Raw genomic sequence first — 12,610 nt, 5'->3', positions numbered from 1 at the left:
GCTAAATAAATCTTAGATATCTGCTATAGCACACCCTATTATGAAGATGACTGAAACCTCCTACAAATAGAACGAATTAAACTGCAAGAGAAAAAAGTTTAATTTGTAGACCGATTGCAAAAATTCCACAACGCACTCAAAATTTCCATGTGGGCATAATGACAAACCAGAATGTACAGTACAAATGTACGCTTAAATCAAGACAATGGTAACAATAGCAGTCAATCCCTATCTCGATGGCAATTTTGCTCCAGTCCATAAAGAAATTACCACCGACCAATTGCCAGTCATCGGTGAATTACCCCTTGACCTATCAGGGATGTTTGTGCGGAATGGCCCTAACCCTCAATGGACGCCTATCGGTCAATATCATTGGTTTGATGGGGATGGGATGTTGCATGGTGTGCAAATTAGCAACGGCATAGCCACTTATCGTAACCGCTACATCCAGACTTTCGGATGGAAAAAAGAACGAGAAGCAGGTAAAGCTATCTGGACTGGGTTGTTAGAACCACCACAAATGGATAACCCCCACGGGCGCTACAAAAATACTGCCAATACTGCCTTAGTGTGGCACGCTGGTCAGATGTTGGCGCTGAACGAGGGGGGTAAACCTCACGCCATCAAGCTACCTGAATTAGAAACCATTGGCGAGTACACCTACAATGGCAAGCTGGTTTCTGCCTTCACAGCCCATCCCAAAGTAGACCCCGTTACAGGGGAAATGATCTTCTTTGGCTATTCTCTGTTTGCGCCACCGTATCTGCAATATAGTGTCGTCTCAGCAGAAGGCGAACTGTTGCAGACAGTGCCAATTGACCTGTCAATAGGGGTGATGATGCACGATTTTGCCATCACGGAAAACTACACAATTTTCATGGATTTACCGCTGACTTTTAACCTTGAAAGAGCGCAACAGGGAGAACCTGTAATGATGTTTGAGCGCGATCGCCCCAGTCGCTTTGGCATTTTACCACGTCACGGTGACAACAGTAATATCCGCTGGTTTGAAAGTCCTGCTTGCTACGTATTCCATACCCTCAACGCTTACGAAGAGGGAGACGAAGTAGTGCTAATTGCCTGTCGCATGAGTTCTACAACTGTTTTGAGTTCTGATGATTCGCAACCCGATCCAAACGCAAATATTCCCCGTTTACATCGCTGGCGATTTAACCTTAACAATGGTTCAGTGCGTGAAGAGATGTTGGATGATGTCGCCTCGGAATTTCCCCGCGTCAACGAAAACCGATTGGGGCGACAAAACCGATATGGCTACACTAACAAAGCGGCAAACAGTCCCGTACCTTTATTTGACGGTATCATCAAATACGACTTCAATAGTGGAAAATCCCAAATACATGAATTTGGGCAGGGGCGCTATAACGGTGAAACTGTGTTTGCGCCGCGTCCTGGTGCAACGGCTGAAGATGATGGTTGGCTGATGACTTTCGTCCATGATGAGGGTTCAGATACTTCAGAATTAGTAGTAGTGAATGCCCAAGATATAACGGCTGAACCTGTAGCGCGGGTGATAATTCCTCAGCGAGTGCCTTATGGGTTTCATGGCGCTTGGTTTGCTGCAAAATAGCTAAATGGGCAGTTAGAAACCTTGTTTATACAGACAAAACCCGCTTAGGCGGGTTTCAAATTCTTTGAGTCAGCGCAGGCGGACTTGGCTTGTGTAATCATGATTTCTAATCGCCAGGTTATCCCCAATACGCTTGGGTTAAAGGTTATTGATATAGATTAGACATCTTGCAAAAGTAACAAATGCCAAGATGTCGGGGAAAGGTTAAAGGTTAAAGGGAAAAGGGATAGAATTTCCCTTTTCCCTTTACCCCCGCCCCTTATCCCCAGAGGGAACTTCACCTTCCCCTTTCCCCCGCTTCTGCAAGAAGTCTATTATTGGTCTTTTAAGACGCGATAAATCGTGTCTCTACATCTGCTGCGCACGCAAATTATTTTTCCCTATATCCGCCAGCGTAGTCAATCACGCAGATTGTTCTATATGCTTTGTGAGTTCCATAAGCAACACCAGAGACTTTAAAAGCACCATTAAAAATGTTTTTTCGATGGCCGCGATCGCTCACACCATCATCAATAATTAACTGCATGACGATATCTTGAGCGCTGTTTGGCCCATAACTGATATTTTCACCTGCGGTTGTTTGCCATTTACCATAGCGGTTGATGCGAGTAAAAGGGTTGCTACCATCGCTACCATCATGACCTATAGCACCTTTTGGGCCTTGGTCTTTTACGTGATCTTTTGCTCCTAAAGACATACCCTTAGATACACTCAAGGTTCCTACAGGACGTGTTGATTTGAGAAATGCGATCGCTTCATCAACTGCCCTAACTCCTTCTTGAGTTCGCAGATAAGTATTATTAGAAATTTTGACTCGGTTCCCCTCAAAGCGCTTTCTATAGTTTTCCAGAATCGGGAGGTATGCTTTAGGATTTGTTCTTACCTTATTTGTTTCAACAATTACCTGTTGTTCCAAGGGTGAAAGGTAACTCGCCTTTGCTAATAAAGTTGGACTACTTTGTTTAACTACTACTGGGTTAGGCTTGGCTATAGACGGGTTAGATTGAAGCAGTTGATTTGAGCAGCCCAATACCAAGGTAATTGGCAAAAATACCCAAAAATTCATGCGACGCATCGATTACCTCACAATTTTTCTATGGATTAATTTAGTGAATTAGAAGAAATAAGAATTTTCAACGCACAGATAAGTCTGTATACGCTTCTGCCGTTAGAAACGATATCAGGGATTAAGTAAGTTTGCTAAACAAAGCGCAGATTAACGCGCCAATAATATTGATAAAGTTGCGATTGCCTTTGTTCCTAAAGTGTTACAATCCATCACTTAACACCTGTTGTAACATTGAAAACACTAAAACGTAAATAATAACAAAAATCTTTTTTACACTTTCAGAAACCAGCGTTGCCGATACATCAGAAAACCAACAGCCCACCACAACAACACGGTGACTAAGGCAAAGAACAGGGAACCATTCAGCACACCCGCCCAAGATGCGAAAAAATTCTGGTAAATCCAATTGTAGGTACTAGGAGCGTCTTTGCCAGTGCCAATAGTGGTTTTGACTAAAATTTTAATTAATAAAACCGATGCAACGAAAAGAGCGATCGCATTTAAGCCCATAATTTCAAAAGGTTTACTCCAACGACGCATCAGCCGTACTTCGATAAGTTCATAACAAGCTCCTAGCAATAGTAACGCCCAACCTGTTGTAAATACTACATAAGAACTTGTCCACAGCTTTTTATTAATTGGGAATGTCCACCCCCACGCCCAACCGATAATTAAGCAACCGACTCCAAATAATGCTAGACCGATACTTGTGCGTGACTGTACAGGTTGACTGCGTATCCATTGACCTGTGAAGTAGCCAGCAAGAACACTCACTATCGCGGGAATAGTACTGAAAAGCCCTTCTGGATCTCCCATAAAGTTGAAACCATCACCCTTGTATAAATGTGCTTTGGGAATAATCAGGCGGTCAACATAAGCGCCGAAATTACCTTCTCGCGTCAAAACTCCCGCACCATGCTCCGGTACTGCTACATACATCATCGTTAGCCAGTAGCCAATGAGTAGCACTGCTGCTAATATCCATTGACCTTTGCGCGGAAGGTTGAGAACAGCTAGGGAAGCCAGCAGATAGGTCAGGCTGATGCGCTGCAACACTCCCATAATGCGGATACTACTCAAATCAAAAGTCCAAATACCTTGATTCCAAAAGCCATTTAGTAGTAATCCCAAGGCAAAGAGAATAGCGGCGCGGCGCAATATCCGCCAGTAAACAGATGAGGTTGGTTTATTGGCTTCGCTGTATTTTGACAGCGAGAAAGTCATCGCTACACCGACAATGAAGAGAAAGAAGGGAAATACCAAATCCGTTGGCGTGCAGCCGTGCCAATCGGCGTGAGCTAAGGGAGGATATACATCATCTGCGACACCCGCCATATTAACGAGAATCATTCCAGCGATGGTAATGCCGCGAAAAACATCCAGTGAAGTCAGGCGCATAAGCGGAATTTTATGTTATATGAGTATCTAAAGTACTCCGCTTGATGCAGGTAAGCAAGCAAAATTTATAGGTCTACTTACCAAATATAGTTTTTCATCAAGGTTCCTGCCCATACTCTCTTGTATGAAACTAGAAGTACGCGATCGCACCTAGATCGCAGTTTTAGTTTAGCTATTCAAAAAGAGATTGTTAGTACCAGAACTGTTAATAAAGCTAGATATACTCAAATTTCCATCAATCTATCGTTATTTAAGTGAAAATGCAGTTGTCTTGTCACTAAACTTAGTATAAATTGCTATAAACAAAAGCTGTGACTAAAAAACAGCTAACTTTATTCAAGGCGTGCTTGCTTATATAACAACTAAAAATATTGCGGTTTTGTCTCATTAGATAAAAGGTTTAATTACAGATTTCATTTGGGAATGAAAGCGAATGCAGAGTCATTCACTTTCTATTTTGTTGTGCACGCTAAATATTACTAAGCTAAAGCTAATAAATTATATTTAAGGAATAATTATGATAAAAGTGCCAGAAAATCATCACTCTAAAAGCAGAAATAAGTCTCCTATCAAATTAATAGATGCAAGCACAAATATTGTTTTTATAGATCCAAAAGTTATAGATTACCAAAGCTTGGTAGATGGTATCATACTTGGCAGTGAAGTTGTTATTCTTGATGCCAATAGAGATGGCATAACACAAATCACCGAGTTTCTAGCAAAACGTAAATCCAATTCAGTTCAATCAATTCACATTGTTTCCCACGGAAGTGTAGGGAGTTTGCAACTAGGGTCAAGCAACTTCAACCTTAGCAATCTAGATAGCTACAAAAATCAGTTACAAAAGTGGGCAAATGCTTTAACTGATAAAGCTGACATCCTACTTTATGGCTGTGATGTAGCCAGTGGTGAAGGCACAAAATTTGTACAGCAGATTAGCCAAATTACTGGAGCAGATGTTGCCGCTTCCACTGACAAAACCGGAAGTGCAGCTTTAGGTGGCGACTGGGATTTAGAGGTGAAGACAGGGAAAATTGAGACTTCCTTGGCATTTAAACCTGAAGTAATACAGGCTTACCAGTCTATTTTGCCAGCTACTTTTACTGGTACATACTCTCAAAACTTTAACTCATTAGCTAGTTCCGGAACATCCACTTCTTGGGTTAATGATTCAACCATTTCCGGGTGGTATGCCACAAGAACAAGTTACAACGTTGGTTCTGGTACTAATAATACAGGTGGATTATATAGTTTTGGTATCACCGGAGACCGGGCCCTTGGTTCTATCGCTTCTGCTAGTACAGGAGCTATTTATTATGGGTTGCGCCTGCAAAACAACACAGGTTCACCAATTACTCAGTTGCAAATAAGTTATACGGGTGAGCAATGGCGTAATGGTGGTAATACATTGCAGCAACAGCTGAAATTTAGCTATCAAACTGCGGCAACTCTCACAAGTCTGACAACAGGAACATGGACACCTGTAACATCGCTAGATTTCACTGGGCCAATAGCAACTGCAACCCCAGGTGCTTTAATTGGTAATCAAACTAATAATAAAGTTGTCATAACACCTGTAACAATTACGCTAGCTACCCCAATAGCTAATGGTGAAGAGATTATATTGCGTTGGGAAGACATAGATGATGGAGGCAACGATCACGGTTTAGCGATTGACGATGTATCTGTAAAAGTAGATAACACCACCTATGTAGTAACTAATACCAATGACAGCGGTGCTGGCTCGTTAAGGCAAGCTATTATTGATGCCAATAACGATCCAGGAATTGAGACAATCGTCTTTGATACGACTGGGATATTCGGTGATGCTACCTCCGATACCATTACCCTGAGTTCTGGGGAATTGAATATTACTGAAGATGTCATAATTCAAGGAACTGGAGCTAATAAACTCACCATTAGTGGTAACAATGTTTCCCGTATTTTTAGTGCTAGTGCCTCCCTCTCTATTGATGGGTTAAAGATAACTGGGGGAAATGCAGGAACTAACAATGGTGGCGGCATCTACAGCACTAGTAGTGTCATACTCAGCAATAGCATCATTTCCAACAACACCACAAATAGTAATGGCGGCGGCATTTACAGTAGTAGTCTCAGCATCAGTAATAGTACTATTTCTGGTAACACTGCAAACACTTACGGCGGCGGCATTTACAGTAGTAGTCTCAGCATCAGCAATAGCACTATTTCTGGTAACACTGCAAACAATAACGGTGGTGGCATTTACAGCAGTATTAGTCTCAGCATCAGCAATAGCACTATTTCTACCAATACAACTAAAAATTCTGGTGGCGGCATCTATACTAACAATGCCATAGTCAGCAATAGCACTATTTTCGGGAACACTGCTGATAGTGATAACAATAGCCAGGGCGATGGTGGCGGCATTTTTAGATCTGGTGGCACTGTGAGTATCAGCAATAGCATCATTGCTGGCAATATCGATCTGGGTAATCAAGGGCCTGATGTCTATGGTAGCAACTTGAATGGTAGTGCTTACAACCTGATTGGCAAAATTACTGGTAAATCGTCTGGGACTCTGGGCACAGGTACAGATATTATTAACCCCAACCCCGGACTCAAACCGCTAGGAGATTACGGTGGTTCTACACAAACTCATGCTTTATACTTTAACAGCCCTGCCAGGAATGCTGGCAATCCCGCTTACAATGGTGGCTTAACTACGGATCAGCGTGGCACGGATTTTAACCGTATTGAAAGCGGGAGAATTGACATTGGAGCATTTGAATATGTGCTTCCAAAAGTCAACTTTGGTGCTGCTACGTACAATACAACAGAAGATAGTACCGCCACTACAGTAACTATTTCTGTTACCTTAGATGCCTCTCCTGAAACCGCTGTCACTGTTCCTATTGTCGTCAAAAACAATAGCACGGCTACTAATGGCAGCGATTACACTTTTTCCCCCGCTACCATCTCCTTTACTGCTGGGGCAACAGGCGCAAATTTAACACAGCTAATTACTTTTACTATAAACCCAGACGATTTACCTGAGAATGCAGAAACAGTTGTACTCAACTTCGGCACGCTAACAGGAGCTGATTTGGGGACAATAACTGAAACTACTTTAACTATTGCTGCTAATGATGCGATTCAATATGCAATTTCTACTCCCACCTCAACTTTAACTGAAGGTAATAGCGGTACTCAAGCTGTTACCTTCACGGTTACTCGCAGTGGTGGTATTGGCGTGGCTAGTACTGTAAATTATGCTTTTAACGGTGCGGCAACTTTTGGCAGTGACTATAACAATATTCAAGTTACGGGTGGAGGAACTACTGCATCCGGGACTTTAAGCTTCGCTGTTGGGGAAACCACAAAGACAATTACAGCCGATATTTTGGGTGACAACACATTTGAGCCCAATGAAGACATTACTGTTATTCTGAGTAACCCCAGTATCATAACTGGAGCGCCAAACTCCACAATTACTAACAGTTCGGCTACAGTAAACATCATTAACGATGATAGCCAACCAATAATTAGCATCTCGGATGTCTCAGTTTCTGAAGGCAACACAGGTACAACAACTAACGCTAACTTTACTATCAGTCTTTCTAATCCTAGTTCTCAACAGATTACTGTAAATTACAACACGAGTGATGGCACTGCTAATGCTGCTGACTCTGATTACAATTCGGCTTTAGGAACGATTACTTTCAATCCTGGCGAAACCAGTAAAACCCTTAGTGTTGGTGTTGTAGGTGATAACAAATTTGAAACCGACGAGGCATTTTCTGTCAATCTTTTGGGTGCGACAAATGCCACGATCGCAGATAGTTTAGGAGTTGCTACCATCATCAACGATGACAGCCAACCAACTATCAGTATCTCGGATGTCTCAGTTTCTGAAGGCAATACAGGCACAACAACTAATGCCAACTTTATTGTCACTCTCTCCAATGCCAGTTATCAGCAGATTACTGTAAATTACAACACGAGTGATGGTACTGCTCAAGTTGCTGACTCTGATTACAACTCTGCTTTCGGGACGATTACTTTCAATCCTGGGGAAACTAGCAAAGTTATTAGTATTGGTGTTGTAGGCGATAACAAAGCTGAAACCAACGAGACATTTTCTGTCAATCTTTTGGGTGCAACAAATGCCGCGATCGCAGATAGTCTAGGAGTGGCTAACATCATCAACGATGACGGTCAACCGACTATCAGTATCTCGGATGTTTCAGTTACGGAAGGTAATACAGGTACAACAACTAATGCTAACTTTATTGTCACTCTCTCCAATGCTAGTTATCAGCAGATTACTGTAAATTACAACACCAATGATGGTACTGCTCAAGTTGCTGACTCTGATTACAATTCGGCTTTAGGGACGGTTACTTTCAATCCTGGGGAAACGAGCAAAGTTATTAGCATTGGTGTCATCGGTGATAACCAAACTGAAACTGACGAGACATTCTCTGTCAATCTTTCGGCTGCGACAAATGCTGCGATCGCAGATGGTTTAGGAATTGCTACCATCATCAACGATGACAGCCAACCAACTATCAGCATCTCAGATGTCTCAATTAATGAAGGCAACATAGGTACAACAACTAATGCTAACTTCACTATCAGTCTTTCTAATCCTAGTTCTCAGCAAGTTACTGTAAATTACAACACGAGTGATGGTACTGCTAATGCTTCTGACTCTGATTACAATTCTACTCAGGGGACGATTACTTTCAATCCTGGCGAAACTAGTAAAACTCTTAGCATTGGTGTTGTAGGCGATAACAAATTTGAAACTGACGAGACATTTTCCGTCAATCTTTTAGGTGCAACAAATGCCACGATCGCAGATGATTTAGGTGTTGGTACCATCATTAACGATGACAATCAACCAACTATCAGCATCTCGGATGTCTCAGTTTCTGAAGGCAATACAGGCACAACAACTAACGCTAATTTTACTATCAGTCTTTCCAATCCTAGTTATCAGCAGGTTACTGTAAATTACAACACAAGCGATGGTACTGCTCAAGGTGCTGGCTCTGATTACAATTCGGCTTTAGGGACGATTACTTTTAATCCTGGTGAAACTAGCAAAACTCTTAGTATTGGCGTCATAGGCGATAACCAAACTGAAGCCAACGAGACATTTTCTGTCAATCTTTCAGGTGAGACAAACGCTGCGATCGCAAATGGTTTAGGAATCGCTACCATCATTGATGATGACAACCCAACAACTGTCAGTATCTCGGATGTCTCAATTGCTGAAGGTAACACAGGCACAACAACTAATGCTAACTTTATCGTCACTCTCTCCGCACCGAGTTTACAGCAGGTTACTGTAAATTACAACACGAGTGATGGCACTGCGAAAACTTCTGACTCTGATTACAATTCTGCTTTTGGGACGATCGTTTTTGCGCCTGGCGAAACCACCAAAACTCTTGGTATTGGTGTCATAGGTGATAACAAACCTGAAACCAATGAGACATTTTCTGTCAATCTTTTTGGTGCTACAAACACCACAATTACTGATAGCTTAGGGGTGGCTACTATCATAAATGATGACCAACCCCCAGCCATCAGTATTGCAGATGTATCAGTCAAAGAAGGCACAACAGGGATGACAACTAATGCTAATTTTGTCGTCACTCTCTCTAATGAATTCTATCAACCGATAGTTGTAAATTACAGTACGAGTGATGGTACTGCCCAAGAATCTGACTCAGATTACAATTTTGGGTTGGGGACAATTGTTTTTAACCCTGGCGAAACTAGCAAAGTTATTAGTATTGGCGTCAGAGGTGATAATAAAGTTGAACCCAATGAAACATTTTTTGTCAATATCTATGGTGCAGCAAATGCCATATTTAATAATCACCAAGCAGTTGGCACAATCAAGAATGATGACTAATCGTTGTTGAGCAGAACATTAGCGATCGCTGCAATTATCCCAGCCCAGAGTGGCCGTTGGCAAAATACTTGTATTATAAGTTACGGCTTGTTGATTTTTGCGCCCAGTTTTTTGCAAAAAAAGTATTAATTACAACTGAAAATATACTTAGCTGGAGTTCGACTAGCATTTTAAAATCCAGGATTAAGCCATTATCAAAAAAATTTATCCTAAAATCAAATATTCAGCAAAATTACGTATGCGGATTGAAGTCTTCTCAATGAATAGTAGAATTAGCCCATACAGGAGAAGACTGTGACGCTCTTAAATGAAGCTCAAGTAGAGCAACTAAAGGAAATAACCACACGCTTGCGACAAGTAAGACAAGAAAAATCTATCCGCATAGAAGAAATAGCCTCTCAGACAATGCTTCGAGTAGGTATTTTGCAAGCGTTAGAAGAAGATCGATTTGAAGAATTGCCTGAGCCGATTTTTCTGCAAGGATTCATCCGTCGTTATGGAGATGCTTTAGGGCTGGATGGAAATGCTTTATCGTACAGCCTTGTAACCAATGTTGTCTGTAAAGATTCTAAAAATGCTCACCACTCAGACAACAAACAAAATACATACATACCTCTTGTTCTGACCTATATTTTATTATTGGTTGGTGCATCTGCTGGTCTTCTTCATATACTTAATCCACAGCTGACAGCTGAATCTCTGACTCCAGAAAATAATAATCAACAGTCAATAGTCAGTAATCAGACTAACAAATGACCAAGAAGGCAAAGCAAGCGGGGATTGGGGAATAGGGGAGACAAAGTGACTTGAGTTATAACTCATAACAAGTCTTTCCCCTTGTCCTCTTAACTATGCCCCATGACCATTTTCAATCAAGATATTTGGGGTTTACGCAGATGCCAAGTAGTAGATTGTTCATAAGCATAAGCTACCTGAAACAGTTGGTCTTCTCGCAGCACATTGCCAATTAGCTGTAATCCTATCGGTAGCCCCTGTTCGTCAAAACCACATGGCAAACTCAAACTGGGTAAACCAGCAAGATTTACAGGAATAGTCATCAAGTCATTTAAATACATACTCAAGGGATCGGTAGTTTTTTCCCCTGCTTTGAATGCTGTAGTGGGAGATGTTGGACATACTAACACATCAACCGCACCAAAAGCCTTTTCAAAGTCTTGCTTAATCAAGGTACGGACTTTTTGCGCTTTCAGGTAGTAAGCGTCATAATAGCCAGCCGAAAGAGCATAAGTGCCAATCATAATCCGGCGTTTGACTTCTGTACCAAAACCAGCGGCACGGGTACGAGTGTACATTGATAACAGATTATCGGCATCAGGAGCGCGATACCCATATTTAACGCCATCGTAACGAGCCAGGTTTGCTGATGCTTCGGATGGGGCGATGATGTAGTAGGTGGGTAAGCCATAGCGAAAACGGGGACAGGAAATTATATGAATTTCGGCTCCCAAACTTTGTAGTTGATCTACTGCTTTGGTAACAGCTTGTTCCACTACAGAGTCTAAACCTTCACCAAAAGTTTCTTTGATGATACCAATTCTTAACTGACCTCTGGGTTTGAAGTTTGGTTTTAAGCTCGCAGCATAGTTGGGAATGGGAACTTTCAGGCTGGTAGAGTCTTTGGGATCGTAACCTGCGATCGCACCTAATAATATTGCCGCATCTTCTACCGTGTTTCCAAATGGCCCAATTTGATCCAAAGACGAAGCGTAAGCCACCAAGCCATAACGGGAAACCAAACCATAAGTTGGTTTCATCCCCACCACACCGCAGAAAGACGCAGGTTGGCGAATCGAACCGCCAGTATCAGAACCGAGAGCAACTACACATTCTTGAGCCGCCACCGCCGCCGCCGAACCCCCTGAAGAACCGCCTGGAACTCGTGACAAATCCCAAGGATTAGCCGTGACTTGATAAGCAGAGTTTTCAGTGGAACTACCCATTGCAAACTCATCCAAGTTGGTTTTGCCTACCATTACCGCCCCAACGTCTGCCAATTTTTGCGTCGCCGTTGATTCATAAGGCGGCACAAAATTTTCCAAAATCCGAGAGGCGCAGGTGGTAGGAATCCCCTTGGTACACATATTGTCCTTGATACCCACAGGAATGCCCGCTAGCAGCCCAATTTCCTCTCCTGCGGCAATTTTTGCATCCACAGCACCCGCCTGCTCTAATGCCCGGTCTGCCGTCACACATAAAAAGCTGTGCAATTTCGGCTCTAGCGCTTGAATGCGCTCTAAAGCTTCTTGGGTAATTTCGACGGCAGAACGTTCTTTTTTAACCAGCTGTTGGTGCAACTCGCGGATGGATGCCATGATTGCTCTCTTTGTGACTCAAGTCATTGATTCTAGTACATATTGGTCAAAATTGGGTATTGGTTATTGGGCTTTGGGCATTGCTTATTTTCCTCTGCTTGCCATTCCCCATTCATCTGACTAAACGGATTAATATGTATTGAAATGTGTTTAATAAGTTTTTAAAAACAGCAAATACATGGCTATCAACCATCTATTGAATAGTTTGCCAAAGTTTTCATATATATTGACTGCTTTTGTGTAAGAGTATAGCAGTGTTTTCTAATGATATAATTTTGTATTACAGCCTTATTAATACTACAAACTTCATAATT

Annotated in this window: 7 protein-coding genes; 4 read left to right on the top strand and 3 right to left on the bottom strand. The window is 42.0% G+C overall.

The features are described from left to right. Positions 1-205 precede the first annotated feature (205 nt). Positions 206-1,588, top strand: coding sequence for a carotenoid oxygenase family protein (locus tag V7K45_RS11460; protein ID WP_335003410.1), 1,383 nt, complete (start codon positions 206-208; stop codon positions 1,586-1,588). 370 nt (positions 1,589-1,958) lie between these two features. Here the strand turns inward: V7K45_RS11460 and V7K45_RS11455 are convergent, their stop codons facing one another. After that, positions 1,959-2,663, bottom strand: coding sequence for a CAP domain-containing protein (locus tag V7K45_RS11455; protein WP_335003408.1), 705 nt, complete (start codon positions 2,661-2,663; stop codon positions 1,959-1,961). Between the two features lie 264 nt (positions 2,664-2,927). Further along, positions 2,928-4,055, bottom strand: a complete 1,128-nt coding sequence (locus V7K45_RS11450) for an acyltransferase family protein (RefSeq protein WP_335003406.1) — start codon at positions 4,053-4,055, stop codon at positions 2,928-2,930. A gap of 517 nt (positions 4,056-4,572) precedes the next feature. On the opposite strand from V7K45_RS11450, the gene V7K45_RS11445 reads away from it, so the two are divergent. Together V7K45_RS11445 and V7K45_RS11440 are read left to right on the top strand one after the other, a co-directional pair. Next, positions 4,573-9,963, top strand: coding sequence for a Calx-beta domain-containing protein (locus V7K45_RS11445; RefSeq protein WP_335003404.1), 5,391 nt, complete (start codon positions 4,573-4,575; stop codon positions 9,961-9,963). A 294-nt stretch (positions 9,964-10,257) separates the two neighbouring features. Then, a complete protein-coding gene (locus V7K45_RS11440; RefSeq protein ID WP_335003402.1) occupies positions 10,258-10,719 on the top strand; it encodes a helix-turn-helix domain-containing protein in 462 nt (153 codons plus the stop codon). A 116-nt stretch (positions 10,720-10,835) separates the two neighbouring features. Here the strand turns inward: V7K45_RS11440 and gatA are convergent, their stop codons facing one another. Further along, positions 10,836-12,296, bottom strand: coding sequence for an Asp-tRNA(Asn)/Glu-tRNA(Gln) amidotransferase subunit GatA (gene gatA / locus V7K45_RS11435; protein ID WP_335003400.1), 1,461 nt, complete (start codon positions 12,294-12,296; stop codon positions 10,836-10,838). Between gatA and V7K45_RS11430 the strand changes: the two genes are divergently transcribed. Continuing rightward, on the top strand, positions 12,295-12,420 hold the full coding sequence (locus tag V7K45_RS11430) for a hypothetical protein (RefSeq protein ID WP_335003398.1): 126 nt from the start codon (positions 12,295-12,297) through the stop codon (positions 12,418-12,420). The two genes, gatA and V7K45_RS11430, sit on opposite strands and share 2 nt — an antisense overlap. Positions 12,421-12,610 lie beyond the last annotated feature (190 nt).

The sequence above is a fragment of the Nostoc sp. genome, assembly GCF_036917375.1.
In the GTDB taxonomy this organism is placed as follows: domain Bacteria; phylum Cyanobacteriota; class Cyanobacteriia; order Cyanobacteriales; family Nostocaceae; genus Nostoc.
This window is presented reverse-complemented; position numbering and strand designations above follow the sequence as displayed.

Coding starts and splice junctions, on each gene's coding strand:
- V7K45_RS11430 (WP_335003398.1), top strand. CDS start 12,295: ATGATTGCTCTCTTTGTGACTCAAGTCATTGATTCTAGTACATATTGG.
- V7K45_RS11460 (WP_335003410.1), top strand. CDS start 206: ATGGTAACAATAGCAGTCAATCCCTATCTCGATGGCAATTTTGCTCCA.
- V7K45_RS11455 (WP_335003408.1), bottom strand. CDS start 2,663: ATGCGTCGCATGAATTTTTGGGTATTTTTGCCAATTACCTTGGTATTG.
- V7K45_RS11450 (WP_335003406.1), bottom strand. CDS start 4,055: ATGCGCCTGACTTCACTGGATGTTTTTCGCGGCATTACCATCGCTGGA.
- V7K45_RS11445 (WP_335003404.1), top strand. CDS start 4,573: ATGATAAAAGTGCCAGAAAATCATCACTCTAAAAGCAGAAATAAGTCT.
- gatA (WP_335003400.1), bottom strand. CDS start 12,296: ATGGCATCCATCCGCGAGTTGCACCAACAGCTGGTTAAAAAAGAACGT.